At 68.8% G+C, this 25,501-nt stretch carries 21 protein-coding genes; 12 read left to right on the forward strand and 9 right to left on the reverse strand.

Annotated features, from left to right (window positions below; genetic code table 11):
- Positions 1-220: 220 nt before the first annotated feature.
- Positions 221-775: a hypothetical protein gene (locus tag ACSQ2F_RS21445; protein WP_436026264.1), complete on the forward strand. Its 555-nt coding sequence runs from the start codon at positions 221-223 to the stop codon at positions 773-775.
- An 84-nt stretch (positions 776-859) separates the two neighbouring features.
- Positions 860-1,012 carry a hypothetical protein gene (locus ACSQ2F_RS21450; protein WP_436026265.1) on the forward strand — a complete coding sequence of 51 codons (153 nt, stop codon included), beginning with the start codon at positions 860-862 and terminating at the stop codon, positions 1,010-1,012.
- On the opposite strand, the gene uvrA is transcribed toward ACSQ2F_RS21450, so the two are convergent.
- The gene (gene uvrA, locus ACSQ2F_RS21455; RefSeq protein ID WP_436026266.1) at positions 972-3,926 is read right to left on the reverse strand and encodes an excinuclease ABC subunit UvrA; all 2,955 of its coding nucleotides are present in this window, start codon (positions 3,924-3,926) and stop codon (positions 972-974) included. The genes ACSQ2F_RS21450 and uvrA overlap by 41 nt on opposite strands.
- A gap of 110 nt (positions 3,927-4,036) precedes the next feature.
- On the opposite strand from uvrA, the gene ACSQ2F_RS21460 reads away from it, so the two are divergent.
- The 3 genes from ACSQ2F_RS21460 to ACSQ2F_RS21470 all read left to right on the forward strand — a co-directional run bounded on the left by ACSQ2F_RS21460 (position 4,037) and on the right by ACSQ2F_RS21470 (position 6,608).
- A complete protein-coding gene (locus ACSQ2F_RS21460) occupies positions 4,037-4,417 on the forward strand; it encodes a hypothetical protein (RefSeq protein ID WP_436026267.1) in 381 nt (126 codons plus the stop codon).
- 40 nt (positions 4,418-4,457) lie between these two features.
- Positions 4,458-5,333: a MipA/OmpV family protein gene (locus tag ACSQ2F_RS21465; RefSeq protein WP_436026268.1), complete on the forward strand. Its 876-nt coding sequence runs from the start codon at positions 4,458-4,460 to the stop codon at positions 5,331-5,333.
- Between the two features lie 123 nt (positions 5,334-5,456).
- Positions 5,457-6,608: a hypothetical protein gene (locus ACSQ2F_RS21470; protein WP_436026269.1), complete on the forward strand. Its 1,152-nt coding sequence runs from the start codon at positions 5,457-5,459 to the stop codon at positions 6,606-6,608.
- A 15-nt stretch (positions 6,609-6,623) separates the two neighbouring features.
- Here ACSQ2F_RS21470 and ACSQ2F_RS21475 read toward each other — a convergent pair whose 3' ends face one another.
- Positions 6,624-7,058, reverse strand: a complete 435-nt coding sequence (locus ACSQ2F_RS21475; RefSeq protein WP_436026270.1) for a hypothetical protein — start codon at positions 7,056-7,058, stop codon at positions 6,624-6,626.
- A gap of 173 nt (positions 7,059-7,231) precedes the next feature.
- Positions 7,232-8,707: an alpha/beta fold hydrolase gene (locus ACSQ2F_RS21480; RefSeq protein WP_436026271.1), complete on the reverse strand. Its 1,476-nt coding sequence runs from the start codon at positions 8,705-8,707 to the stop codon at positions 7,232-7,234.
- A 134-nt stretch (positions 8,708-8,841) separates the two neighbouring features.
- Between ACSQ2F_RS21480 and ACSQ2F_RS21485 the strand changes: the two genes are divergently transcribed.
- Positions 8,842-12,474, forward strand: coding sequence for a hypothetical protein (locus ACSQ2F_RS21485; protein ID WP_436026272.1), 3,633 nt, complete (start codon positions 8,842-8,844; stop codon positions 12,472-12,474).
- 19 nt (positions 12,475-12,493) lie between these two features.
- Here ACSQ2F_RS21485 and ACSQ2F_RS21490 read toward each other — a convergent pair whose 3' ends face one another.
- The 3 genes from ACSQ2F_RS21490 to recQ form a co-directional block, all read right to left on the reverse strand.
- Positions 12,494-12,958 (reverse strand): response regulator transcription factor, encoded by a 465-nt coding sequence (locus tag ACSQ2F_RS21490; protein ID WP_436026273.1) that lies wholly within the window; start codon positions 12,956-12,958, stop codon positions 12,494-12,496.
- A 114-nt stretch (positions 12,959-13,072) separates the two neighbouring features.
- Positions 13,073-13,378, reverse strand: coding sequence for a hypothetical protein (locus ACSQ2F_RS21495; RefSeq protein ID WP_436026274.1), 306 nt, complete (start codon positions 13,376-13,378; stop codon positions 13,073-13,075).
- A gap of 309 nt (positions 13,379-13,687) precedes the next feature.
- The gene (recQ, locus tag ACSQ2F_RS21500; RefSeq protein WP_436026275.1) at positions 13,688-15,577 is read right to left on the reverse strand and encodes a DNA helicase RecQ; all 1,890 of its coding nucleotides are present in this window, start codon (positions 15,575-15,577) and stop codon (positions 13,688-13,690) included.
- Between the two features lie 267 nt (positions 15,578-15,844).
- Here recQ and ssb point away from each other — a divergent pair, with 267 nt between their 5' ends.
- A complete protein-coding gene (gene ssb, locus ACSQ2F_RS21505; RefSeq protein ID WP_436026276.1) occupies positions 15,845-16,354 on the forward strand; it encodes a single-stranded DNA-binding protein in 510 nt (169 codons plus the stop codon).
- Positions 16,355-16,637: 283 nt separating this feature from the next.
- On the opposite strand, the gene ACSQ2F_RS21510 is transcribed toward ssb, so the two are convergent.
- The gene (locus ACSQ2F_RS21510) at positions 16,638-17,477 is read right to left on the reverse strand and encodes a hypothetical protein (RefSeq protein WP_436026277.1); all 840 of its coding nucleotides are present in this window, start codon (positions 17,475-17,477) and stop codon (positions 16,638-16,640) included.
- 646 nt (positions 17,478-18,123) lie between these two features.
- Between ACSQ2F_RS21510 and ACSQ2F_RS21515 the strand changes: the two genes are divergently transcribed.
- The gene (locus ACSQ2F_RS21515) at positions 18,124-19,005 is read left to right on the forward strand and encodes an RNA polymerase sigma-70 factor (protein ID WP_436026278.1); all 882 of its coding nucleotides are present in this window, start codon (positions 18,124-18,126) and stop codon (positions 19,003-19,005) included.
- A gap of 74 nt (positions 19,006-19,079) precedes the next feature.
- Positions 19,080-19,559, forward strand: a complete 480-nt coding sequence (locus ACSQ2F_RS21520; protein WP_436026279.1) for a carboxymuconolactone decarboxylase family protein — start codon at positions 19,080-19,082, stop codon at positions 19,557-19,559.
- A 52-nt stretch (positions 19,560-19,611) separates the two neighbouring features.
- Here ACSQ2F_RS21520 and ACSQ2F_RS21525 read toward each other — a convergent pair whose 3' ends face one another.
- The gene (locus tag ACSQ2F_RS21525; RefSeq protein ID WP_436026280.1) at positions 19,612-19,983 is read right to left on the reverse strand and encodes a DUF1801 domain-containing protein; all 372 of its coding nucleotides are present in this window, start codon (positions 19,981-19,983) and stop codon (positions 19,612-19,614) included.
- A gap of 134 nt (positions 19,984-20,117) precedes the next feature.
- On the opposite strand from ACSQ2F_RS21525, the gene ACSQ2F_RS21530 reads away from it, so the two are divergent.
- Positions 20,118-21,488 (forward strand): diguanylate cyclase domain-containing protein, encoded by a 1,371-nt coding sequence (locus tag ACSQ2F_RS21530; protein ID WP_436026281.1) that lies wholly within the window; start codon positions 20,118-20,120, stop codon positions 21,486-21,488.
- A gap of 51 nt (positions 21,489-21,539) precedes the next feature.
- On the opposite strand, the gene ACSQ2F_RS21535 is transcribed toward ACSQ2F_RS21530, so the two are convergent.
- Positions 21,540-21,995 (reverse strand): TerB family tellurite resistance protein, encoded by a 456-nt coding sequence (locus ACSQ2F_RS21535; protein WP_436026282.1) that lies wholly within the window; start codon positions 21,993-21,995, stop codon positions 21,540-21,542.
- A gap of 366 nt (positions 21,996-22,361) precedes the next feature.
- On the opposite strand from ACSQ2F_RS21535, the gene ACSQ2F_RS21540 reads away from it, so the two are divergent.
- Positions 22,362-24,686, forward strand: a complete 2,325-nt coding sequence (locus tag ACSQ2F_RS21540) for an ATP-dependent DNA helicase (protein ID WP_436026283.1) — start codon at positions 22,362-22,364, stop codon at positions 24,684-24,686.
- Positions 24,683-25,459 (forward strand): exodeoxyribonuclease III, encoded by a 777-nt coding sequence (locus tag ACSQ2F_RS21545; RefSeq protein ID WP_436026284.1) that lies wholly within the window; start codon positions 24,683-24,685, stop codon positions 25,457-25,459. Before ACSQ2F_RS21540 ends, ACSQ2F_RS21545 begins: the two co-directional genes overlap by 4 nt.
- Positions 25,460-25,501 lie beyond the last annotated feature (42 nt).

Below are 25,501 nucleotides of genomic sequence, written 5' to 3' on the forward strand. Positions count from 1 at the left end.
CGGGGCAGGCGTTGCGTGGACCGTCATTGTCTTCCACCGTCCGCGTGCGTGCGACGCCCTTGAAGGGGTGTAGGCAGCGTCCGACGATTTGTGCCCGGCTTGTCCGGCATACCGCGGAAGGGCCGGCACCTAACCTTCGTTGCGTTGACTGTCATCACTCGCCAGCCGCAAGGCTCCTGCAGGCGGACCACCGCCTGACGAAACACTGAGGAGAATAACCATGAAGACTTTCCAGACCCGTCCCGTTTCCCGCGCACTGATCGCCGTCTTCGGCGCCCTGGCATTCGCCGCCGGCGCGCATGCCGCCGGTGACAAGACCGCCTACGACCAGACGAAGACCACCGCCAAGACGACCTACGACGCCGCCAACAAGAAGTGCGACGCGCTGGCCGACAACGCCAAGGACGTCTGCCAGGCCGAAGCCAAGCTGGAGCGCAAGAAGTCCGAGTCCATGGCCGAAGCCGACTACAAGAACACGCCGAAGGCCCGCTACGACGCCGCGACCGATGTCGCCGATGCCGAGTACGAGCTGGCCAAGGAGCGCTGTGACGACAAGTCCGGCAACGACAAGGACGTCTGCGTGAAGGAAGCCAAGGCCGCCCGCGACAAGGTCAAGGCCGACGCCAAGGCGCAGCGTGACACCCGCAAGGCCAAGAACGAGGCCACCGAGGAGAAGCGCGAGGCATCGCGTGACGTGGCCGAGGAGAAGTGCGACGCCCTGACCGGCGACGCCAAGACCGCGTGCAACAACCAAGCCAAGGCCAAGAACAAGTAAGTGATTGGCCCGCAGCGGGCCTGGCCGGTCGGTCGGGCCCGCTGCACCTGTTCCACCCATCCACCAGCAGTATCGGAGTCCGCCTTGAGCGTTCTCGTCTCCATCCTCGTGATCGTCGCCGTGCTGGCCATGCTGGCCGGACTCGCCTCCGTGCTCATCCATCCGCACGTCTGCGCCTTGATGCAGGGCGACTGGTTCAGCGAGCCTGACGCCGAGCGCGCCCGCGCGCGGCAGTGAGCAACGGCTGCAGGTAGCGCCCGGTCACGCTGTCCGGTGCGGCAGCCACTTGTTCCGGCGTGCCCTGCGCCACCACCCGTCCGCCGCCTGCCCCGCCTTCGGGTCCCATGTCGATCACCCAGTCGGCCGTCTTGATGACGTCCAGGTTGTGCTCGATGACGACCAGCGTGTTGCCGGCGTCCCGCAGCTGCTGCAGCACCTTGAGCAGCAGATCGATGTCGGCGAAGTGCAACCCGGTCGTGGGTTCGTCCAGGATGTAGAGCGTGCGCCCGGTGTCGCGCTTGCTCAGCTCCTGCGCCAGCTTCACCCGTTGCGCTTCGCCGCCTGACAGGGTCGTGGCACTCTGCCCGAGGCGGATGTAGCCCAGCCCCACGTCGAGCAGCGTCTGCAGCTTGCGCGCGATGTTCGGCACCGCGCTGAAGTAGCCGTGCGCATCCTCCACCGTCATGTCGAGCACCTCGGTGATGTTCTTGCCCTTGTAGAGCACCTCCAGCGTCTCGCGGTTGTAGCGCCGCCCGTGGCAGACATCGCAGGGCACGTACACGTCCGGGAGGAAGTGCATCTCCACCTTGAGCACGCCGTCCCCCTGGCAGGCTTCGCAGCGGCCACCGGCCACGTTGAAGCTGAAGCGGCCGGGGCCGTACCCCCGTTCCCGGGCGGTGGGCACTTCGGCGAACAGCTCCCGAATGGGGGTGAAGAGCCCGGTGTACGTCGCCGGGTTGCTGCGCGGGGTGCGCCCGATCGGGCTCTGGTCCACGTTGATGACCTTGTCGAAGGCGTCCAGTCCTTCGATGCTGTCGTGCGCCTCGGGCTCGGCGTGACTGTTGTAGAGGTGGCGCGCCACGGCCGCATACAGCGTGTCGTTCACCAGCGTGCTCTTGCCCGAACCGGAGACGCCCGTCACGCAGGTCATTACGCCGACCGGCAGGTCGACGGTGACGCCCTTCAGGTTGTTCCCGCGTGCGTTGACGATGCGCAATGCGCCGGCGGGTTCACGCCGATGCTCAGGAACTGCGATGCGCAGCACATGGCCCAGGTAGCGACCGGTCAGCGACGCCGGGTTGGCCTCGACTTCCGCCGCCGTGCCCTGCGCGATCACCTGCCCGCCATGCACGCCGGCACCCGGGCCCATGTCGATCACATGGTCCGCCGCGCGGATGGCATCTTCATCGTGCTCCACCACCAGCACGCTGTTGCCCAGGTCGCGCAGATGGCGCAGCGTCCCGATGAGGCGGTCGTTGTCGCGCTGGTGCAGGCCGATGCTCGGTTCGTCCAGCACGTACATCACGCCGGTGAGCCCCGAGCCGATCTGTGAGGCCAGGCGAATCCGTTGCGCTTCCCCGCCGCTCAGGGTCTCGGCGCTGCGGTCGAGGCTGAGGTAGTTCAGGCCCACGTCGTTGAGGAACTTGAGACGCGATCGGATCTCGCGGATGACCTTGTCGGCGATGCCCGCCTTGGCGCCCTTGAGCTCCAGGCGGCCGAAGTAGTCGAGGCACTCGCGCAGCGTCGTGTGCTCCACCGCGTAGATGGGTTCCCCGCGCGAGCCGTCCGCGCCCGACAGGTACACGTGGCGGGCTTCCTGACGCAGCCGCGCGCCCGCGCACTCGGGGCAGGGGCGGGCGGCCTGGTAGCGCGCCAGGTCTTCCCGCACGGCGGCCGAGTCGGTTTCGCGGTAGCGGCGCTCCAGGTTGGGAATGATGCCTTCGAAGGGGTGCGTGCGTCGCACGCTGCGCACCTTGCCGTTCGCCCCTTCGGCCTCGTAGACGAACTCGATCTCTTCCTCGCCCGAGCCCTGCAGCAGCACCTTCTGGGCCTTCTTCGGCAGCTGGAAGAAGGGCGTGTCGATGTCGAAGCCGTGGTGGCGGGCCACGCTCTCGAGCATCGAGAACGTGTAGGCGTTGCGACGGTCCCAGCCTTTCACCGCGCCGCTGGCCAGGCTCAGCGACGGGTGCGCCACCACCCGCTCCGGGTCGAAGGCGGTGACCTGGCCGAGGCCGTCGCAGGTGGGGCAGGCGCCGACCGGCGAGTTGAACGAGAACAGGCGCGGTTCCAGCTCGCTCAGGCTGTAGTTGCACACCGGGCAGGCGAACTTGCTGGAAAAGAGGTGTTCACGGCCACCGTCCATCTCCAGGGCCACGGCGCGGCCCTCGGCGATGCGCAGCGCTGCCTCGAAGCTTTCGGCCAGGCGCTGCTGCAGGCCCGGCTGCACCTTGATGCGGTCGATCACGACATCGATGTCGTGCTTCTCGCTCTTCTTGAGGCGCGGCACGTCGGCTGCCTCCACCGTCTGGCCGTCCACCCGGAAGCGCACGTAGCCCTGGGTCTGCATGTCCGCGAAGAGGTCACCGAACTCGCCCTTGCGGTCGCGCACGACGGGCGCGAGCACCATGAGCTTGGTCTCGGCAGGCAGCGCGAGCACCGTGTCGACCATCTGGCTCACGCTCTGCGCCTCCAGCGGCTGCTGGTGCACCGGGCAATAGGGTGTGCCCGCGCGGGCGTAGAGCAGGCGCAGGTAGTCGTGGATCTCGGTGACGGTGCCGACCGTCGATCGCGGGTTGTGCGAGGTGGCCTTCTGCTCGATGCTGATCGCCGGGCTCAGCCCTTCGATGACGTCGACGTCGGGCTTGTCCATCAGTTGCAGGAACTGACGGGCATAGGTGCTCAGGCTCTCGACATAGCGCCGCTGGCCCTCGGCGTACAAGGTGTCGAACGCAAGGCTGGACTTTCCGGAGCCACTCAACCCGGTGATCACCACCAGCTGGTTGCGCGGGATGTCGAGGTCGATGTTCTTGAGGTTGTGGGTCCGCGCGCCGCGCACGCGGATCGTCGGCGCCTCGATGGAGGCTTCGGGTGTTTCCAGGGCCGCCTCGAGCCGGGCGGCAGGATCGTCGGAAGGGGCAGGGCGAGGCGGCATGGAAGGCAGCGTCAAACAAACGATGATAGCGGCGCACCCTGTCAACCCGCGTCAGCAGGGGCACCCTCCCCCCGGGTGCAAAGCGGCGTGCAGGGGCGTAGCATGGCGACATGTTGCGGCGCGCGTTTCCCCTGCTGGCTGCCCTGGCCCTTGCCGGCTGTGGCGGCGGTGTGTACCTCGGCTATGAATGGGGGGACGACGGCCTTCCGCCGTCGGTCGAGCTCGTGGCCTCGGCCTACGACGTCGTTCCCCTGCAGTCCGTGCGGCTGGTGGCCGCGGCGGCCGACGACACGGGCTACATCGACCAGGTGGAGTTCTACCGCTTCGATGGCAGCCGGCCGGTGCTGCTCGGCATCGACCGTGCGCCCCCCTACGAGAACATCCTCGTCGTGCCGGACGACGGACGCAGCCGCGTCGATGTGTTCGCCCGTGCGGTCGACAGCTACGGGGACGTGGGCGACAGCGCCATCGTCTCCCTGACGGTGCGCTGAACCGTTCACGCCCGGTGCGGGATCGGGTATGGTGGCGCCCATGTCGACGCCCTCACCCTCCTTGCGCCAGGTGCCCGGGTGGCACGCCTGGTCGTTCGTTCCCGTCCTGGTGAGCGCCTTCGCCCTGTCCGCCGGCGCTGCGGCTCAGGAGTTGCCCGTGCCGGAGGGCAAGCCCCGCTGGGAGGCCGGCGTGGCCTTGCTCGGCGCGAACAGCCCCGATTACCCGGCCGCGGGCACGCGGGACTGGCGTGGGGTCATCGCCCCCATCGTGATCTACCGCGGCCCCTGGTTGCGCATCGACGACAACGGCGTGCGCGGGCGCATCTTCGACACGGAACACTTCGAACTCGACCTGTCGGGCGCAGCAGGTTTCAACGCCCGCTCCAATGCCGCCCGCGCCGGCATGCCCGACCTCGACTACACGCTCGAGGTCGGCCCCCAGGCCGTCTACCGGATCCCGCTGTCGCCGGGCCAGCAGTTCAGCGCCCACCTGAAGGCGCGTGGCGTGATCTCCACCGACGGCCGTCGCACCAACGGGCGGGGCATGGTGGTTGAACAGGAACTGCGCTGGACGCGCCGCGGCTGGCCGGATGCGGCCAGCGAGGCGGTGGTGGCCGGTCATGTCACCTGGGCCAGCGAGGACCTTCAGGATTACTACTACCAGGTGGAGCCCGAACAGGCGACCACGGTGCGACCGGCCTACGACGCCCGCTCGGGCTACTTCGGCAGCATGCTGCGGGCCGGCCTCTCGCGCCGGCTGTCCTCCACCACCGCGGTGAGCGTGAGCGGCAACGTCAGCTTCCACGGCGGCGCGGCCAATCGCGAGAGCCCGCTGTTCGCCAGGCGCACCACGGCCGGCGTGCTGTTCGCGTTCATCTGGACGCCGCTGCGCAGCGAGGTCACGGTGCCGCGCTGAGCGGTTCAGGCTGGCGTGATGCCGCTTGCGGTTGCGTCGCATGCCGCGAATGCTTCTAGGGATGGCTTGTGTCGTCGGACCGCCTAATGTTGAGCGTGCGTCACCCGACCCTGGAGGCCCGCCATGAAGATCCTGCGCTCCTGTCTCACGCTCGCCTGTCTGGCCGGCGCCTTGTGCGGGGCTGCGGTGGCGGCCCCGCCTCGCCTCTCCATCGTGGACCTGAGCGGCATCAGCGATGCCGAATCGTCGACGCTCGTCGACATCAACAACCACGGCGCCGGGATCGGATGGGCCCAGGATGGCTTCATGACCCGCCCCTTCCTGTACAGCCCCTCTACCGGCGTGCAGGACTTCGGCACGCTGGTGGGTGCGGCCCCGACCGCGTCGCTCTCGCTGTTCGACATCAATGACCGCGGCCAGGTGGTCGGAGAGTGGGACGGCCGCGCGTTCCAATATGCGTCGGCGACGGGTGTGGAGTTCCTCAGCAGCGGGGAGCCGGGCGCCTCGGGCGCCGCGTTGCGCATCAACGAAGCCGGACAGGTGGCGCTCCGTCACCATGGTGGCAGCTTCCTCTACACACCCGGTCAGGGCGAGATGCCGCTGCCGCTGTCACTCAACGGCGGGGGTAGCCTCAACAACGCCGGAGCGACGGCTGGCATCGCGTTGCCCGACCCCTCTGACTACAGCGTCGGCCATGCGGCCCGCAGCGACGCCCAGGGCAACCTGACCGACCTCGGCACGCTGGGCGGCAGCAACAGCTATGCGAATGACCTGAACGACGCCGGCGATGTGGTGGGCTATTCCTGGCTGCCTGGCAATGTCCCCGGCACGTTGCCGTTCCGTGCGCTGGCCGGCGGCGTGATGGCACCGCTGGACCTCGGCAGCTTCGACGCCACCGGCTGGATCGTCGCGGCTTCCACGATCAGCAACGACGGGCTCATCACGGGGTTCTACTACCCCGACGACCTGAGTGGCCCGAGCTCCGCGTTCCTGTACCACGACCGTTTCGGGTTCGTCGACGCCAATGCGCTGTTGGACGCGGAGGACGCCGCAGCCTGGCGCATCGTGCAGGTCGGTCGCTTCAACGACGCCGGCTACGCGACCATCTTCGGCTCCCTGAACGGCCAGGGGCGTGCCGCGCTGGTCCATTTCTCCACGCCCGTCCCCGAGCCCGGCCTGGCGCTGCTGCTCGCGGTGGCGCTGCCCCTGGTGGGCAGGGGCCTTGCGCGCAGGCAGGCGCGCGACGCGTTCGAAGATCCCGGACGCGCGGCTTGACGTCGCGCGAGTGCGTCAGAGTTCGGCCACGATGTGCAGCACGTGCGACTGAATGCGCTTCTCCACCCGGGGAATGAAGGCCAGCCGCGTCGTCACGCCACGGTAGGTGAAGAGCGCCATCGACGGCACCAACAAGGGTTGGACGCCCTGTGAATAGCCGGTGACCGCGCCGACGGTCAGATCGAAGCGGTCGTACTGCCAGGTGTAGCCGCCGTAGATGCTGGTCCGGCGCACCGAGTTGCGGTAGATGCCGGCCACGGGTCCCTCGGCCAGGCGGTAGTAGATGCCGGGATTCACGTTGTTGTAGTTGGCGGCCGGCAGGTGCTGGCTGAACAGGTGCAGGCCGAGCGTGTCCTTGCCGCTCGCCGGGCCCGCACCCCACGCGCCGGCCGAGAGGGCTGCCAGCAGACAACCCACGCTCACACGCACTCGATCGAACCGACGAACCATGACACACCACCCGCAATGCTGATGCCTTGTTGTCGGCGTCTCGTGTCATTGCAGGAGGGGTGGGCGCTTGCCGAACGCGATGGCCGTGAGGAAGCACACGGCAGGATGTCTCATTCGCCCTTGACGTCGCGCTTGGCGACTTGACCCCCACCCGTGATGACGGGTGAGGGCGCTCAGCGCCTGGGTGTCATCGTCACCGGCCACGCCAGGTGCGCATCCCCCTGGTAGTCAGGGGCGTCGATCTCGCTCACCGAGAAGTACACCCAGCTCGGTCTCGGCAGCTCGAGGGCGCGTTCGCGCGCCACGATGCGCGTGGCGGCCAGGTCGAGCAGGCTGCCGCTGGCGCGAACGCCCACGGCCGCATTCACCCGCAGGTCGGTGGCGCGCACGTCGCTGCGCAGGGCGTCGATGCCGACGCCCTGGCTCACGATCGACACGTTCTCGAGCGTCACCGACGCGTTGCGAAGCGTGAGGCGGTCGATGCGCGCATCGGCGATGTGCACGCCGTGGCAATTCTCGAGTTGGACGTGGCCGTAGCGGCCGGCGTAGCGCGGGCCGAGCTGCGCCGTGCAGCGGACGTCGCCCCGGCGCACGGTGGGCTCGGGGGTGCGCTGGCGGGGCGGCAGCGGTTCCGTGAGCGCCGACCACAGCAGGGGCTCGAATGCCTCGGGCCGCTGCGTCATGGGCGCGTGACCCGCGTCGTCGATGACGTGCAGGCGCGCATCGTGCAGGCGTGCCTCGAGCAACCGGCCGATGCGCAAGGGTGCCACCGGGTCGTCGCGCCCCCAGATGAGCGTGGTGGGCGCGCGCATCTCGCGCAGCGCGGGCCCGAAGTCATGCTCGGCCAGCCCCAGGGCCGCGCTCACTTGGGTGTTGCGGCCGAACAGCGCATCGCGCACGCCGGGATTGCGGCGCAGCCAGCCCGCGACGTCCATGTTGTGGTCGAAACGCCCCACCACCGCGCGTCCGAACCGGTTGAGGTTGGAGTCGACGCTCCGCATCACCCGGTCCACGGGCCGCACGCCCACCTGGGGCAGCGTGAGGCGGGCCTTGGGCAGCGTGTACAGGTTCATCAGCAACAGTCCCGCCGCGTCGACGAGCACGAGTCGGTCGACCCGGTCCGGGTGGCGGTGGGCGAAGTGCAGGCTCAGGGCGGCGCCGAGGGAGTGGCCCACCACATGCGCCCGGCCTCCGCGCGCATGGCCGGCGACCACCGCTTCCAGCACCTGGTCGAGCTGGGCAAAGGTGTGGCCCGGCCCCGGTGCCGGCGAAGCGCCGAAGCCCGGGAGGTCGAGCGTCATCACATGGAACCGGCCGGCCAGGGGGCCGATCACCGTGCGCCAGTCGCGATGGGCCAGGTTGCCCAGGCCGTGCACCAGCAGCACGCTCGCGTCGTGTTGCCGCCCGGTCTCTCCCATCCACACATGGGTGCCGTCAGCAAGCGCCAGGCAGCTGTAGACGAGTTCGGGCAGCCGCGGCGTCAGGTCGTCCGGGCGGTCCGCCTCGGGCAGGCGATCGATGCACTGCGTCTGGCTGCGCTCCGGGGCGGTTTGAGTGGCTGGCGCCTCCTGCGCCCGGGATGCTCCGCCGGCCGCCAGCGCAAGGCAGCAGCCGAGGAGAAGCAACGGGCGTCGCAGGTGAAGGCGCATGGCGGTCAACGGGCAGGTGCAGTGTCGACCCATTGTGCCGCGACGCGGGCGCCCAGCGTGGGGGTGACAACGGCGGCGGAGGTGCCTACAGTCGGCCCTCCGCCGCCGGCCTTTGCCATGCTCTCCGCCCGCCCATGATTCCCGACCCCTTCGCTGCACCACCGCTGCCCGACGACCCGGCATCGCTCTTCGCGGCCGAGGCCGAGGCCATCGCACGGCGTCGGCGCATCGTCCGGGGTGTGGCTGCAGGAAGCGATGACGGCGAGGCCGCGCTCCCCCGTGTCGGCCTGGCCCTGTCGGGCGGAGGCGTACGCAGCGCCACCTTCTCGCTGGGGCTGTTGCGCGGCCTGGCGCAGGCCCGTTCCGCTGCGGCGGTGGACGACGCCGCCGTACCCGACAGCCTCGCCCGCGAGGGCTTGCTGGCTCGCTTCGACTACCTGTCCACGGTGTCCGGCGGCGGCTATGTCGGTGCCATGTTCGGTCGGCTGGTCGACACCTACGGCATCCAGGCGGCCCAGCAGCTGATGGCGCGCAGCGATTCGCCGGTGCTCCACTGGTTGCGCAGCAACGGGCGCTACCTCACCCCCGCCGGCTCGCGCGACCTGGGCATCGCGGTGGTGACCTACCTGCGGGCGTGGCTGGCCATCCACACCGAATTCATGTTCGCCTGCATGCTGCTCGGGCTGGTGGTGATCCTGCCGCACCTGGTGCAGCACAGCAGCCAATGGCTGAGCCCGGGCGGTTGGTCTCGATGGGTCACGCCGTGGTGGCCGGTGGCGCTCGGACTGTGGGTGGTCTCGGCCCCGGGTCTCATCACCGGGTACTGGGCCGCGCGCGACAACCCCGACCCCGGCGCCCGCGGCGGTGGCCTGCCGTGGCGCGACATGACGGTGCTGGCCGTCACCGGCGCACTCGCCTTCGTGTTGCTCGAGCGCCTGTGGCAAGGCGGGCGGCTCGACCTCCGGCGAGACGCCCTCGGCTGGAGCAGCGTGGTGGCGTTCGCACTCACCTCCGGTGTGGCCGGGCAACTGCTGGTGCAGTCGTGGATGGCCATCGGACGGGAACCGCACGCCCTGCTCGTTGCGCGCGTGCGCAACCGGCTCACTCGCGCGTTGCGGGTGGTGGCACTGGCGTGCCTGGCCGTCGCCGGCCTGGGGGCCCTCGACGCGGCGAGCTGGTGGGTGCTCGAGGAACTCCAATCCGGCAACGGCTGGCTCTGGGGCGGGCTCGGCTTCGGATCGCTGGTCGTCCTGGTCCTCCGGACCCTGGCGCAGCCCCTGCAGCGGGTGGCGGCGGAGGCCGGGGCGCACGCTCATGCCGCACTGCCGCGCCTGCTCAACGTCATGGGTCACGTCGGCCTGCTGGCGCTGGTGACCGCCTGGCTCGTGGTGCTGCAGTGGTTCGTCTTCGCGCCGGAGACGCTCTCGGTCTTCCGGCAGGTGCCGGCGTGGATGCGCGCTGCGCTGGTCGGCATCGTCTGGGCGCTGTGGGTGCTGCTGACCGCCGGCAACGGCCAGATGGCCAACTCATCCTCGCTGCACAGCTTCTACCGCGCGCGCCTCACCCGCGCCTACCTGGCCGTGGGCAACCGCCGCCGCGCGCTGGACGGCCATGCACCGGGGGCTGCCGACAACGTCACGGTGGTTGTCGACGGCGACGATACGGCGCTCGGCCACTACCGGCCCGAAGCGCAGGGCGGTCCGATCCATCTCGTCAACACCTGCCTCAACCAGACGCGGGACGACCGCAGCGGCCTGTACAACGCGGACCGCAAGGGGGCCGCGGTCACCGCAAGCTGGCGCGGTCTGGAGGTCGGCCCCGCGGCCTTCATGGCGCTGCGTACCGGCGACGACGCCGGGACCCTGGGTCGGTGGGTGGCGGTGTCGGGCGCCGCGTCGTCACCGGGTGCCGGGTCGTACACGTCGCGCGGCCTTGCCCTGCTGGTGTACTTCCTCGGCGTGCGCCTCGGCCACTGGGTGCGCGCTCCGCATCCACGGGTACAGCTGCGATGGCTGAGCCGGTTCGGATGGCGTTTCTGCCCCAAGCCACTCATGCTGGCGAGCGAAGCGTCGGCCACCTTCTTCGGCTCGGAACGACCCTGGTGGTACCTGTCCGATGGCGGCCACTTCGAAAACACCGGCGTCTATCCGCTGCTCAAGCGCGAACTCGATTTCATCGTGTTGTCCGACGGCAGTTGCGACGAAGCCTATGACTTCGCGGACATCGAGAACCTCGTGCGCAAGGCGCGCATCGATTTCGGCGCCGAGATCGACTTCTACACCGGCGAGGAAGCCGCACACCTGTTCGGCCTCGATGGGGGCCCGCTCACGGTGCTGTCGCCCGAGGACATGGCGGACAACCATTCACGCCGCGGCGTGCTGCTGGCCCGCATCCGCTACCGCGAGCGCGCCGGAACGGACGGACGACCGGTCCGGCCGGAGGGCACCCTGCTGCTCATCAAGCCGAGCCTGCACGAATCACTCGATGTGGACTTGCTCGCCTATGCGCGACAGCATCCGGCCTTCCCGCATGAATCGACCGGCGACCAGTCGTTCGACGAGGCGCAATGGGAGAGCTATCACCGCCTTGGCGAAGACTTCGGTCGTGCCCTGTCCGACGACTGGCTCGCCCGCCTTCCGGGGTGGCGCAGCCCGGCACGCCATGCGGTTCAGCAGGCCGCTCCGCTCGCCGCCGCCGCCGTGGCGCAGGCCATTGCCAAGGAACCGATGTGGCGGCGGACCGCCCGCGCCACCGCGCTGGGCACGACGCTCGGGCTCGGGGCTTCGGGAACCTTGCTGCTCTCGGTGTGGCAGGTGCAGGAAGCGATCGAGCGCAACCGCGCCGATCAGCAGGCTGAAGCGCGGGAGCTCTTCGGGGAAGTGTCCCGCGGTCTGCAGGCCGTTGACGGTGCGTGCCCCCAGGTGCCGGAGGTGCTGGTCAGCCAGGTGTCGCTGCTGCTGGACCTGCGAGGCAGCCCGGCGATGCGCCCGCTCGAGCATGCCGGCCTGGAGCGGCTCGCCACCCGCATGGCCGATGAATGTGCCAAGCCGACGGCGGCTGCGACGATGTGCCCCGCGCCCCGTGATCGGGCGTTCAACGACCTTTGCGCGCTCGTGCTCAAGCCGCCGACCGAGAATACCGCGCTCAACTACTGGCACCCCGGGGTGTCCCCGGCCGAGCAGGGTCAGGCCGCGCAGGAGGTGTGGCGCAACCTCGCCGCAGCCTGGTCCCGCACCGGGCTCGAGTTGAACGACGAGACCGCCCCGATCGCGGTGCCGCCCCGGCCGGAGTCGACCGACGCGGCGGCGTCGGCCGGCGCGCCGTCAGAGACCCCGACGTCTGCCACGCCGTCGCCCGCGATGACGCTGGCCGCCGCGTGCCAGCGCGCCGGCGGCTTCACGACGCTGTACATCCAGGTGCACGACGAGGCCTCGCGCACTGCAGCGTCCGAATTGGCCCGTCGACTGCGGCGGGCCAGCGCCGGATCGATGCTCATCGCGCCGATCGAGAACGTGACCCGAACGGCCGAACTCCGCCAGCAGCGTCGACCGGTGCCCTGGGCGCAAGCCACCTTCGTCCTGCACGACCCGGCGAGTCGGGGTTGCGCCGATGCGTTGGCGGCCTACGTGCGGAGCCCGTGGGTGGTCGATGAACGACCGGGTCAGGTGTGGGTACGCGACCTGCCGTCCACCCTTGGAGGACGGCGGCCAGGCGTCATCGAACTGTGGTTGCCGCCCCTGTCGCCGGCGGGCGCGTCATTCCCGTGAGGGTGGCCCGGTGGCAGGATCAGAGTGCGGCGTGCAGGCTGTTGCGGACGTCGTCGATGGCGTCCATGCCGGCCAGGCGCTTGCAATAGAGCAGCAAGGCTTCGATCTCGTTGCTCTTGTCGAACACCGCATCGGCGCCGAGCTCGGTGCACTTGCGGCGCATCTCGGGCGTGGCGTGATTGCTGAGCACCACCCAGCGGCCCGGTGCATCGAGCGGCAGTCGCTGGGCCAGAACGCCCAGGCCGGAGCCCGAGTGCAGGAAGATGTCGATCACCACCAGGTCATACGCGCAAGGTGGATTCGCCAGCCACGCCTGGGCCTCGGCTTCGCTGCTGGCGGCGCCCACCACTTCCAGCGGCAGCGTTTCCTGCAGCGCCTCGACGAGGTTGTGGCGGATGATCGAGCTGTCCTCGACCAGGTAGACCCGCAGCGCGGGCTGGGAGCCGTCTCCGTCTCGGGGCGAGGAATGGGAATCGGTGGACATGGCGGATCTCGTGGGGCTGCGAATGCGACGGAAAGACATCATGCCCGCCCCGGCGATATCTTGCCGGAGGCGGGCTGATCGGCCACCGCTTGCGGCGGCCGGAGCACGTGAGGCTCAGAGACCGCGGCGCGAGCGGCCCATCCAGCTCAGCAGCATCGCGAGCACGGCGCCGGTGCCGGCAGCGATCAGCAGCGACTTCATCGGCTGCTCCTCGATGTAGTGCTTGCCCGTCTCGGCCTTGGCCGACACCTTGTCCATCAGGGGACCGGCACGCCCGCGCAGCGATTCGACGCCGCCGGAGAGGCGGTCGAAAGCCTTGTTGGCCGCGTACTGCGTCGAATGGATGGCCGAATCAGCCGAGAGCGCAACGCGGTCCGCCAGGTTCGACTTGGTGTTCTGCAACGAGTTGGTGGTGGTCATGGCAAGTCCTTTCGTGGTCTATGGGACGGCCACGCGCCGAATGCGAAGCCGAGTGGCCAGTGTGGTGCAGGCGCCCGGCGCCCGGTACCGGTGGATGGGCGGATCGGCTGTCGGACAGTTCCGACCAAAGCGCGCTTCGGTCGTTGCGCCCTGCTGCGCAGTCGGGCGCATCGAGCGGCCCAACGTGAGCGAGGCTGCTCGGGCAACGGCGCAACCGTGCCGAGCGTGCCGCCATGCCTGGAGCACGTTCGGGCCTCCATGCGGCCGTTCGGGGTCTGCGCTGGACCGCGTTGACCGCGACGCCCGGGCTCAGCCGCCGAGCACCCGCAGAATGTCGCGGCCGTAGGCGTCGAGCTTCTTCGCGCCCACGCCGCTGATTTCGCCGAGCGCGTCCAGTGTCCCGGGCAACTCGCGCGCCATCTCGGCCAGCGTTGCGTCGTGGAACACGACATACGCCGGCAGGTTGTGCTCGCGGGCAACTTCGGCGCGCCAGGCCTTGAGCGCGGTGAAGCGGCCGAGGGCCGCGTCGTCGAGCGCGATGGGTGGCGGCCGCTCGCGCCCGCCGCCGGCGCCGCTGCCCCGACCGGATTTGCCACGCCGCTGCACCTCGCTCGGCCGCCGCAGCAGCAGCTGGACTTCGCCGCGCAGCACCTCGCGGGCGCTGCCGGTGAGCTCGAGGGTGTTGTACTCGCCCTCGCTGCGCACATGGCCGAGGGCGATCAACTGTCGCAGCACGGCGCGCCATTGCGTCTCGGCGATGTCGGCGCCGATGCCGAAGGTCGACAGGGTCTCGTGCCGGTACTGGGTGACCTTGTCGGTCACCTTGCCGCGCAGCACGTCGATCAGGTGGCCGGCGCCGAAGCGCTGGCCGCCGTTCTGGTGGAAGCGGTAGATGCAGCTGAGGGCCTTGCGTGCCGCCTCGGTGGCGTCCCACGTGGCGGGCGGGTTCAGGCAGTTGTCGCAGTTGCCGCAAGGCTGGCTCGATTCGCCGAAGTAGTCGAGCAGGCGCACCCGCCGGCAGCCGTGGGCCTCGGCCAACGCCAGCAGCGCGTCGAGCTTGCCGCGCTGGCCGCGCTTGAATTCCTCGCCGGCCGGACTCTCGTCGATCATGCGCCGCTGGTTCACGACGTCGGCCAAGCCGTAGGCCATCCAGGCGTCGGCCGGGGCGCCATCGCGGCCGGCGCGGCCCGTCTCCTGGTAGTAGCCCTCGATGTTCTTCGGCAGATCGAGGTGGGCCACGAAGCGCACGTCGGGCTTGTCGATGCCCATGCCGAAGGCCACGGTGGCCACCATCACGATGCCGTCCTCGCGCAGGAAGCGGTCCTGGTTCTGCTTGCGCACCGCGGCATCGAGGCCGGCGTGGTACGGCAGTGCGTTGAGTCCCTCGCCCACGAGCCAGGCGGCGGTCTCGTCGACCTTCTTGCGAGACTGGCAGTACACGATGCCGGCGTCGCCCTCGTGCTCGTCGCCGATGAAGCGCAGCAGCTGCGCGCGCGCGTTGTCCTTCTCGACGATGCTGTAGCGGATATTGGGGCGGTCGAAGCTGCTGATGAAGACGCGGGCCTCGTCGAGCTGCAGCCGCTCGATCATGTCGGCACGGGTCAGGTCGTCGGCCGTGGCGGTGAGGGCGATGCGCGGCACGTGCGGATAGCGCTCGTGCAGCACGTTCAGTGAAAGGTAGTCTTCGCGGAAGTCGTGCCCCCACTGGCTCACGCAGTGCGCCTCGTCGATGGCGAACAGGCTCAGCAGCCCGCGCTCGTACAGCGAGTCGAGCTGCCCGAGGAAGCGCGGGGTGGCAATGCGCTCCGGCGCGGCATAGAGCATCACCAGCCGCCCGCTCATCATCTCGCGCTCGATGCGTTGGGCGTCTTCCGAGGTGAGCGAGGAGTTGAGGAAGGCCGCGTGCACCCCGGCTTCCTCGAGCGCGCCGACCTGGTCGTGCATGAGGGCGATCAGCGGGCTGACCACCAGCGCCACGCCATGGCCGCCGCGGTGGCGGGCGATGGCGGGCACCTGGTAGCACAGGCTCTTGCCGCCGCCCGTGGGCATCAGCACGAGGGCGTCGCCACCGGCCGTGACATGGGCCACGATGTCCTGCTGCTGGCTGCGGAACGCGGCGTAGCCGAACACCTGCTGCAGGATGGCTTGGGGGTCGGCCGGCAGGGCAGCGGGGGAAGAGGCGGTGGGCACAGCGGACATGGGGCGATCGGGTGGAGCGGGCAGGGCCGAGCCGCATCGTACCTTCCCGGGTGGTCCCGGGGCGGGACAAGTGGGTGCGTAAGTCAGCGTGCCGGACGTGCCCGTGACGCATGGGCGGAAACGCGCCCACTCGGCGGGGTCGATGGCGCGCCCTTGGGCATAATGGAGGCCCTGCCCACCGGTTTCCCGGTGCCGCGCAGCCGCAGCACCGGCGCCCGCCGGTCAGTCCTCACTTCTCCCGATTGCCTCACGCCCAGGAACACGCCCATGGCCTCGATCAACAAAGTCATCCTCATCGGCAACCTGGGCCGCGACCCCGAAGTGCGCTACACCGCCAACGGCGCGGCCATCTGCAACATCACCGTCGCCACCTCGCGCAACTGGAAGGACAAGACCTCCGGCGAGAAGATGGAAGAAACCGAGTGGCACCGCGTCGTCTTCTACGACCGCCTGGCCGAGATCGCCGGCGAGTATCTGAAGAAGGGCCGCTCGGTCTACGTCGAGGGCCGCCTCAAGACCCGCAAGTGGCAGGACAAAGACGGCGTCGAGAAGTACACCACCGAAATCATCGCCGACAACATGCAGCTCCTCGGCGGCCGTGAAGGCGGTGGTGGCGGCGGCGACGAAGGTGGCGGCGGCTACGCGCCCCGCGAGCGCAGTGCCGCCCCCGAGCGCAGCGCCCCGGCCGCCCGCCCGGCCGCACAGCGCCAGGCACCCGCACCGTCCCCGAAGTCGTCCACCGGCTTCGACGACATGGACGACGACATTCCGTTCTAAGTCAGAAATCCTCTCTGCCTTGTTCATTGAAGCCCGCGTTTCCCTAGGAACGCGGGCTTTTTCTTCTTGATCTCGTTCCGGAGTTTGAAGTGGTCGCAGCGCGGTACGCTGCCCTGTAAGAATCGTAGCAACTCCAACGCCCAGTACGTCACCCAGTGAGCCGGATGAAATACTGAGCAAGATTGAAGGAATGGTTCGAACGTTCCGGCTCTAGGACTTTGGTCTGCGGCTACCCGCATGGGTGCGTAATGCTGTGCTCTAGAGAATATTGCGCGCGCGATGATCAAGGACGTCCAGCGCCGGCACCTGTGGGATGATATAAAACCGCGACTTGGGGCTGCCCCAGTTGAGTGAGTCTCTTATTGAGTTCGCGTAGATAACCGACCATTACCTTGTCGTAATGGGTGAGGAGCTCCCTCGCGAAGTCTTCTCGTTCCCGCTTTGCCTGAATCAGTTCAAAAAATTCCATGCCGGCCTGAGCCGTTCGCCGGTCGTCAATCGCGTCCTGCAAAAGCGGAATCCGGGTGATCGTGCACCACGTTTGAAAGCTCATCTTTTCAATGTCGAAGTCGGCCTTGGTTCCGGGGGGCGAACATGGATTTGGCGAGCCAAGGTTGTCAACGGGACGCAAATCGACCTCATCTATATGTATGATTTGGTCCGCAAGATCTCTTCCGAAATAGCGAGCCAGCTTGAAGTGCTGTGATATGGCCTGCTGACGCCAGTCCCTGTGAAACTTCATATAGTCCCTGAACGCTCCCTCCGAGAAGGCCTTCCATCCTTGAGAATCCGTCGCGTTGAGCAGCTTTTCCAATGCGTTATAGCCCTCACCGAGCAGGACGCTAGTTTCTTGCGCAGTCACCAACGCGCCGTCGAGGAATCGCGCGCGTTCAGTACGCTCATTCGCTACGTTGAATTGCCACGCTGCGGCCAGAAGTGTTACTGCCGATACGATCACCGGAACTAGAACCCCCGAGAGCAACTTGAGAATAAAGTCCTCCGTCTTAACACCATCCGAACTTCTTTCGTAAGACTTGTCCGAGGAGGGAACAGTTGCTTCAACTGTGGGTGAAAGTTCCGTGTCGGCCGATGGCCTTGGTTGTTGCTTTCCACGCTTACGCATATGCAGTGTTGAACTGTTGAGGACTAAAGCCTATCGCAGTGAGGGCGGAATCGACGTAAGCCCGCTTCAGCTAGACGACCTAACAGGTCTGAACGCTCACCCCCGGTTGTTTACGGAGTCGCAATCATCAACAGGTAAACAGGGTTCCGTCGTTAAAGAAATGAGCGGAATTCACTTTCTCGAGGTCGACGCAACTTGACTGATCCGTCGACCACTTCAATGCCTGAGCGTCCGCGTCAGTTCCTGCCGCGGGCCGTTCTGCTTCTGCGGTGCATCAGTCCGAAGGCGCTGCCGTCGGGCACTCAAGGCCGCCTTGCTCGCCGTGTGCGCAGAGCGCAAGGCAGGGGCAACAGCGTGACGCTTGAGGTGATGGTCATTAGGTGTTCACAACGACATCGACCGGCCCGGCCGCACCGGTGCAGTCGCGGATGCTCCGTAATCGCGCACGTCGAGCGGCAGGAGCCGTAAGCCTTTCGATGGGGTAGCAGCCCGATCGAGGGCTGGAGCATGGTGGCGACGATGCGCCAGCAATTGTCTGGCGGTGTCGAGGCCGAAGCCGGACGAGGAGCCGGTGATGAGCCTCCCATGGCCCCATCGGTCATCGCCCGTGCATCGCCCCTGAGCATCCGTTAGCCTCCTGCCTGCCATGAACGCCGCCATCATCGCTTTCGACACCCTCCGTCCTCGCCTGCAGGGCATCGCCTACCGCATGCTCGGCACCGCGGCCGAGGCGGAGGAGGTGGTGCAGGATGCCTGGCTGCGCTGGCACGAGGCCGACCGGCCGTCCATCGAGAACCCCGAGGCCTGGCTCGTCAGCGTGACGACCCGCATTGCGATCGACCGGCTGCGCGCAGCCAAGGTGGAGCGCGAGAAGTACGTGGGCTTCTGGCTGCCTGAACCGCAGCTCGGCGAGGCACCGGCTTCGCCCGAGCAGATCCTGGAGCGGGCCGGAGAACTCTCGGTGGCGTTCCTCACCTTGCTCGAGCGCCTCACGCCCGAGGCGCGCGCGGCCTTCCTGATGCGGGAGGTGCTGGATGCGGACTACGCGGAAGTGGCCGCCACGCTCGGCAAGAGCGAGGCGGCCTGCCGGCAACTGGTGAGCCGTGCGCGAGCGCAGCTGCGCGAGCCCGGCCCTCGTCAAGCCGTGCCGCCGCAGGTGCATTGGCGCCTGATGCAGCGGTTCGCGGCCGCGGTGGCCGACGGCAGCGTCGCCTCGCTCAAGTCCCTGCTGGCCGACGACGCGGCGCTGATCGGGGACGGTGGCGGCAAGGTGCCAAGCTTCGGCAAGGTCCTGGTGGGCGGCCAGCGCATCGCGCAGCTCTACTTCGCCTCGGTTCGTCGCTTCGGCCGCGACCTGACGGTGCGGCTGGCGGTGATCAACGGCGAGTGGGGGCTGCTGCGCTTCATCGGCGGCGAGATCGAATCCGCCCAATCCGTCGAGACGGACGGCGAGCGCATCGTGCGCATCCATGTGCAGCGCAACCCCGACAAGCTGGCGCGGCTGGCCGTCGCACTCAGGAAATCCTGAGCGGCTTGTCACAAGCGCGCGGTCTCGCACGTCTTCAGGGTGTGTCCCTCACCTTGAATGAAAGCGAACTGACCATGACGCAACGCATCAACTACGCCCAGCAATCGCCCGAACTGTTCCAGAAATTCTCGGCCTTCAGCGCCGCGCTCGGCAGCAGCAGCATCGACGCCACCCTGCGCCACTTGGTGGAAATCCGCGCCTCGCAGATGAACGGATGCGCCTTGTGCGTGGACATGCACATCAAGCAGGCGACGATCCACGGCGAGCGGCCCTTGCGCCTGCACCACCTGGCCATCTGGCGCGAGTCGCCGCTGTTCTCGTCTCGCGAGCGGGCCGCCCTTGAGTGGACCGAGGCGCTCACCCACATCCCGGCCCACGGTGTCCCGGACGATCTCTATGAGCGGGTACGCGCCGAGTTGCCCGAGAAGGCGCTGGCCGACCTCACCTTCGTCATCATGGCCATCAATGCATGGAATCGGGCGGGCAATGCGTTCCGCACCGTGCCGGGCTCGCTCGATGCCGCCTTCGGCCTGGACAAGGCGGGGCTGCGCTGAAGGTTGCTGACGTGGATGCCGGACGTTCGGTGGGACGCGACCTTCCTCCGCATCACGTCCGCGCCAGCGCCGCTGCCTGCCGGATGAAGTCGGCGACATGCGGCGCATCGACGTCGGCAGGCGTCGCCAGCTTGATGTGTCGCCTCAGCCGGCCCGTGCCCTGCAGGACGCCATCGACATCCCGCAAGGCGTGGCCCTGGCTGAACTCGAGCGACACGTGCTGGCGGTAGGCGAACACGCCGCAAAAGGGCCCTGGCGCTTGAAAGAGGAGGCCACCGTACTTGACGGTTTCCGTGGCCCCCGGTGCCAGGCGCATCACCAGCGTTCGCACCGCCTGTACCGTGTCGTGCAGGATGGGGGCGACCAGGCACAGGTCTGCCAGGAGACGATTGGCTTGCGGGTCGGTCAGGCGGGCGCTGGGCATGGCGATGGTGTCGTCGTCGGGTGGATCGCGCGGGGAAGCAGGTCGGGCTGAGGTGGCACTCGGCGGCCGGACTGCCGAGGCGATGCCCACGGAGAAGTCTACCCACGCGTCGGGCGCCAGGGGTGACAATGGCCGTGTCCTCCATCCCAGCCCGGTTCTCCATGGATTCCTTCGGCCCCGAGCGCCTTGCCAAGGTCCTCGACCTGCTGCTCGATGCCATCTGCATCGTCGATGTGGACGGTCGCTTCCTCGGCATCAGCGGTGCGGGCGAGCGGATCTTCGGCTACCCGGTCGGGGAGATGCTGGGGCGCCCGATGATCGACTTCGTGCACCCGGCCGACCGCCCGCGCACCCTGGCCGCCGTGGACGCGATCGTGGCGGGCCACCCGCAGCCGCACTTCGAGAACCGCTATGTGCGCAAGAACGGGTCGGTGGTCCACATCATGTGGTCGGCGCGGTGGTCGGCAGAGGAAGGGGTTCGGGTGGCGGTGGCGCGCGACGTGACCGAGCGTCGGCGATCCGAGGCCATGCGTGCGGCGCTGTACGCCATGTCCGATGCGGCCCAGTCGGCCGACAACCTCGCTTCACTGTTCGACCGCACGCAGGGGGTGCTGCGTGAACTGCTGGACGCCAGCGGGTTCGGCGTTGCACTGCACGACAAGGCGAGCGACAGCATCGCCTTCAGCCACTGGTCAGACCCGCACGCGCCCATGCCCGCGCCAGGTCCGCTGTCTTCCGGATCGGCCAGCGCCGACGTGATGGCCGGCACCGGGCCGGCGTGCTGGTCGCATGCCGGGCTGACAGGGCCGGCCGGCTCCGGTTGGACCGGGCTGCCGTTGTCCACCGCGCGCGGGGTCATCGGGTTCATGGTCGTGCGCGGGATGCAGGGCGCCAGCGATGTGGCGCTCGATGAGCTGGAGCTGCTGCGCTTTGTCGCCTTGCAGCTGGCGGCGGCGATGGAGCGCAAGCAGCGGGACGCCTGGCTGGAGCACGTGGCCGGTCACGATGCGCTGACCGACCTGCCCAACCGCAGCTTGCTGCATGAGCACCTCGTGAAGGCTGCAGCCCGGGCGCGACGCGATGGTTCGCGCGTCTCGCTGCTGTTCGTGGACCTGGACCGCTTCAAGCAGGTCAACGACGTCCTGGGGCATGCAGCCGGCGACGCCTTGCTGCAGGAAGTCGCCCGGCGCCTCCGGGCTTGTGTGCGCGAGGCCGACATCGTCGGCCGCCTCGGTGGCGATGAGTTCGTGGTGCTGCTCACGGGCCTTCATGCGTCCGATGACGCGTTGGCCGTTGCCGAGAAGATCCGCCTGGCGCTGGGCCGGCCGTGCGATCTGGCGGGCACCTCGGTGGCCGTGACGCCGAGCATCGGCATCGCGCACTCGCCCGAGATCGGCGCCGATTGGGATGACCTCCTTCGGCGTGCCGATGCGGCGATGTACGGCGCCAAGCAGTGCGGAGGCGACGCCCACCGGGTTGCACCCGGGCCGCAGTCCGCCGGCTGAGGAGCGACGGCCGTGGGCCCCGGCCCCACCGGCCGGATGAGCGGCGCGTCTTCACGCCAGTTGATCACGCGCGCGCATCTTGGCGGCGACGTAGTCGCCGTGCGGGATGTACAGCAGGTCGGCGATCTTGCGCATCACGTGGTGCTCGTGGGCGTCCAGGTGGCCGTCGGCATAGGCGACCTGCCAGAGGTATTCGATGATGCGGGCCCGCTCGTTCGGTTCCAGGTGTTCGTTGACCCGGGCGGTGAAGGTGTGCAGGTCGTGGGCGTTGCGGGCCTGCTCCTCGGCCACCTCCATGAGGGTGCGGAGCTCGGCTTCGGAGAGCGAGAAGTGGCGGCGCAGGGTGGCCAGTACCGTGCCACGTTCTTCAGGCGAGATGCGAGCGTCCGAACGCATCACCTCGACCAGCAGGACCGCGGTGGCCATCTGCAGGGTGTGCTCGAAGGCGGCGTCCGGCGCCGCGCGCGGTTGCAGCGATTCGAAGAGGCGTTTGATGGACTCGAGCATGTCGGGGCTCCGGCGGGTTGTCGTGGACGGGGCGCTTGGGCAGCGAAGGGGCTCGCGTCCCCTGCCGCAGATCGCGTGCCATGGCGTGCTGCCCGCCGGGGCGGCTCGCCAGTGGCCGTGGACCGGCCTCCATGGACACAAGCCTGCCACATCACGGCGCAGTCGACCATGTCGCGACGCTTTATGCCGCGCCGTGGCAGGGGCTAACGGACCGTCACGCGCCAGCAGTCGGCCGCAAGCAAGCGGTGAGCGTGCCGTGCGCCTGCCCTGATCGGGCGGCATGCCGACCGTGCGCCCGGGCAAAGTGGCGCAGTATCGGCGGTGCGGACCGCCTCTCCCTGTTCATCCATCCAGTAAACTTCGCCGGTGGAAAACTCCGTGTCGCCCGACGAGGCAAGCTACGTCGTGGCCGTGCGCACGCTGTGCGAGTTCGCGGCCAAGCAGGGCGACCTCGACCACCGGTTCACGCCGTCCCCTTCCGCTGCCGAAGGCATGGCCGGTCACGCGGCCGTCGCCATGCGCCGCGGCCCCAATGCCGAGAACGAAGTCTCCTTGTCCGGACAACACGGTCCGCTGCGGGTGCGAGGCCGTGCCGATGGCTACGATCCGGACAGACGGCGCCTCGAAGAGGTCAAGACCTACCGCGGCGACCTGGCCGCCATGCCGGCCAATCACCGTGCCCTGCACTGGGCACAGGTCAAGGTCTACGGCGCCTTGCTCTGCCGCATGCGCGGGCTCGACGCCATCACTGTCGCGCTGGTCTATCACGACATCGGCACACAGGCCGATACCACGCTCTCCGAGAAGCACACCGCGCAGGCGCTGGACGCCTTCTTTGTCGCGCTGTGCGAGCGCTTCGTGGCCTGGGCGCAGCAGGAGATGGCGCACCGACACGCGCGCGACGCCGGCTTGCTGACGCTGGCGTTTCCGCACGGCAGCTTCCGGCCCGGGCAGCGGCAGCTGGCCGAGGCGGTCTACAAGGCGGCGTCGGCCGGACGCTGCCTCGCGGCGCAGGCGCCCACGGGCATCGGCAAGACGCTCGGCACGCTCTTTCCCTTGTTGAAGGCCTGCCCCTCGCAGCGGCTGGACAAGGTCTTCTTCCTCGCAGCAAAGAGTCCCGGGCGCGGCCTGGCCCTCGAAGCACTGGCCACGGTGTCGAGGACGGGTGTGCCGCTGCGGGTGCTGGAACTGGTGGCGCGCGACAAGGCCTGTGAGTACCCGGGCCGGGCGTGCCACGGTGACGCGTGTCCGCTGGCGCGGGGGTTCTACGACCGCCTGCCGGCGGCCCGGCAGGCGGCGGTGGAGGGCGGTGTCCTGGATCGCGCGCGGCTGCGCGCCGTGGCTGCGGACCATGGGGTGTGCCCCTACTACCTCGGCCAGGAGATGGTTCGCTGGGCCGACGTCGTGGTGGGCGACTACAACTACTTCTTCGACTTCACCGCGATGCTGCACGGTCTCACCCTGGCCAACCAGTGGCGGGTGGGACTGCTGGTGGACGAGGCGCACAACCTGCTCGATCGGGCGCGAAAGATGTACTCCGCCTCGCTCGACCAGCAGGCGGTGCACGCCTTTGCGCGCACGGCGCCCGAGCCGCTGCGCGGGCCGCTGGCGCGGCTGCACCGTGCCTGGGTGCAGCTCAATGGCGAATGCGCCACCGATTTCGAAGCCTTCGACGTGCTGCCCGAGCGCTGGCTGACTGCCCTGACCGCCTGCACCACCGCCATCGGAAACCACCTCGGCGATCACCCGAGCGACAGCAGCCCCGAACTGTTGCGCGTCTGGTTCGACCTGCTGCACTTCGCTCGTGTCGCCGAGCGCTTCGGCGCGCATTCCCAGTTCGACGTGACACGGGATCACGCCGGACCCCGGTCGCGTTCGGTGCTGTGCCTGCGCAACGTGGTGCCGGCGCCCTTCCTGCGCCCGCGGATGGCCGCCGCGCACACCGCCACGCTGTTCTCCGCGACCTTCGGTCCGCAAGCCTTCTACCGCGACACCCTGGGGCTGCCCGATGACACCCTGTGGATCGACGTCGACTCGCCTTTCACGCCGGAGCAGCTCACCGTTCACGTGAGTCCGCACATCTCCACTCGCCATGCGCACCGACCGGCGTCGGTCGCGCCCATCGTCGCCTTGATGGCCGCGCAGTACCGTGATCGTCCCGGCAACTACCTGGCCTTCTTCAGCAGCTTCGAGTACCTGGAGCAGGTGCTGTCGCAGCTGATGGCCGAACACCCCGCGCTGCCGGTGTGGGCCCAGTCGCGGGCCATGGACGAGGCCGCCCGCGCCGGGTTCCTTGCGCGTTTCGCGCCCGAGGGCCGCGGCATCGGGTTCGCGGTGCTGGGCGGCGCGTTCGCCGAAGGCATCGACCTGCCCGGCGAGCGCCTCATCGGCGCCTTCATCGCCACGTTGGGGTTGCCGCAGGTGAACCCGGTGAACGAGATGCTGCGCGAGCGCCTGCAGGCGACCTTCGGCGAGGGCTATGCCTACGCGTACCTGTACCCCGGGCTGCAGAAGGTCGTGCAGGCGGCGGGCCGCGTCATCCGCACACCGGCGGATCGCGGCGTACTGCACCTGATCGACGACCGCTTCACCCGCCGGGAGGTACGCGCCTTGCTCCCGGCGTGGTGGCCCGTGGCCATCCGCGGGACGGCCGTGGCACCCGCCTCGGACCTCACCAAGGACAGCGCATGAAGCTCGCCACCTGGAACGTCAATGGCATCAATGCCCGCCTGCCCCTGCTGCTGCGCTGGCTGGAGGAAAGCATGCCTGACGTGGTCTGCCTGCAGGAGCTCAAGGCGCCCGACGCCAAGTTTCCCCACGAGGCCTTGACCGACGCGGGCTATGGCGCGCTGTGGCGCGGACAGCCGTCCTGGAATGGCGTGGCCATCCTCGCCCGCGGTGCCCAACCCATCGAGATCCGCCGCGAACTGCCCGGCGACCCGAGCGACACGGAGGCTCGGTACCTGGAGGCCGCGGTCGAGGGCATGATCGTCGCGTCCATCTACCTGCCCAACGGCAACCCGCAACCCGGCCCCAAGTTCGACCGCAAGCTGCGCTGGTTCGAGCGCATGAACCGGCACGCGCAATCACTGTGGGACACCGGGCTGCCGGTGGTGCTGGCCGGCGACTGGAACGTCGTGCCCACCGACGACGTCGCCGACATCTACGCCACCCGCTCCTGGCACGACGATGCGCTGCTGCAACCTGAGCCGCGCGCCGCCTGGCAGGCGCTGCTCGCACAAGGCTGGGTCGACGCCATCCGCCACCTCCATCCCGATGAACCGCTCTACACGTTCTGGGACTACCTGCGCCAACGCTGGCCGCGCAACGCCGGCTTGCGCATCGACCACCTGCTTCTGAGCGAGCCCCTCGCCCAAGTGCTCGCCGGCGCGGGCGTCGACCGCGACGTCCGCGGCTGGGAACACGCCAGCGACCACGCCCCCGTGTGGGTCACCTTCGACTGAGCACGCCGCACCCCTCGGCCATGGGGCCATCGGCGATGGGGT

The sequence above is a fragment of the Rhizobacter sp. LjRoot28 genome (assembly GCF_964253025.1).
In the GTDB taxonomy this organism is placed as follows: domain Bacteria; phylum Pseudomonadota; class Gammaproteobacteria; order Burkholderiales; family Burkholderiaceae_C; genus Rhizobacter.

Bases quoted from the DNA above. Each gene is read 5' to 3' on its own strand.
- ACSQ2F_RS21445 (WP_436026264.1), top strand. From the start codon at position 221: ATGAAGACTTTCCAGACCCGTCCCGTTTCCCGCGCACTGATCGCCGTC.
- uvrA (WP_436026266.1), bottom strand. From the start codon at position 3,926: ATGCCGCCTCGCCCTGCCCCTTCCGACGATCCTGCCGCCCGGCTCGAG.
- ACSQ2F_RS21460 (WP_436026267.1), top strand. From the start codon at position 4,037: ATGTTGCGGCGCGCGTTTCCCCTGCTGGCTGCCCTGGCCCTTGCCGGC.
- ACSQ2F_RS21465 (WP_436026268.1), top strand. From the start codon at position 4,458: ATGTCGACGCCCTCACCCTCCTTGCGCCAGGTGCCCGGGTGGCACGCC.
- ACSQ2F_RS21470 (WP_436026269.1), top strand. From the start codon at position 5,457: ATGAAGATCCTGCGCTCCTGTCTCACGCTCGCCTGTCTGGCCGGCGCC.
- ACSQ2F_RS21475 (WP_436026270.1), bottom strand. From the start codon at position 7,058: ATGGTTCGTCGGTTCGATCGAGTGCGTGTGAGCGTGGGTTGTCTGCTG.
- ACSQ2F_RS21480 (WP_436026271.1), bottom strand. From the start codon at position 8,707: ATGCGCCTTCACCTGCGACGCCCGTTGCTTCTCCTCGGCTGCTGCCTT.
- ACSQ2F_RS21485 (WP_436026272.1), top strand. From the start codon at position 8,842: ATGATTCCCGACCCCTTCGCTGCACCACCGCTGCCCGACGACCCGGCA.
- ACSQ2F_RS21490 (WP_436026273.1), bottom strand. From the start codon at position 12,958: ATGTCCACCGATTCCCATTCCTCGCCCCGAGACGGAGACGGCTCCCAG.
- ACSQ2F_RS21495 (WP_436026274.1), bottom strand. From the start codon at position 13,378: ATGACCACCACCAACTCGTTGCAGAACACCAAGTCGAACCTGGCGGAC.
- recQ (WP_436026275.1), bottom strand. From the start codon at position 15,577: ATGTCCGCTGTGCCCACCGCCTCTTCCCCCGCTGCCCTGCCGGCCGAC.
- ssb (WP_436026276.1), top strand. From the start codon at position 15,845: ATGGCCTCGATCAACAAAGTCATCCTCATCGGCAACCTGGGCCGCGAC.
- ACSQ2F_RS21510 (WP_436026277.1), bottom strand. From the start codon at position 17,477: ATGCGTAAGCGTGGAAAGCAACAACCAAGGCCATCGGCCGACACGGAA.
- ACSQ2F_RS21515 (WP_436026278.1), top strand. From the start codon at position 18,124: ATGAACGCCGCCATCATCGCTTTCGACACCCTCCGTCCTCGCCTGCAG.
- ACSQ2F_RS21520 (WP_436026279.1), top strand. From the start codon at position 19,080: ATGACGCAACGCATCAACTACGCCCAGCAATCGCCCGAACTGTTCCAG.
- ACSQ2F_RS21525 (WP_436026280.1), bottom strand. From the start codon at position 19,983: ATGCCCAGCGCCCGCCTGACCGACCCGCAAGCCAATCGTCTCCTGGCA.
- ACSQ2F_RS21535 (WP_436026282.1), bottom strand. From the start codon at position 21,995: ATGCTCGAGTCCATCAAACGCCTCTTCGAATCGCTGCAACCGCGCGCG.
- ACSQ2F_RS21545 (WP_436026284.1), top strand. From the start codon at position 24,683: ATGAAGCTCGCCACCTGGAACGTCAATGGCATCAATGCCCGCCTGCCC.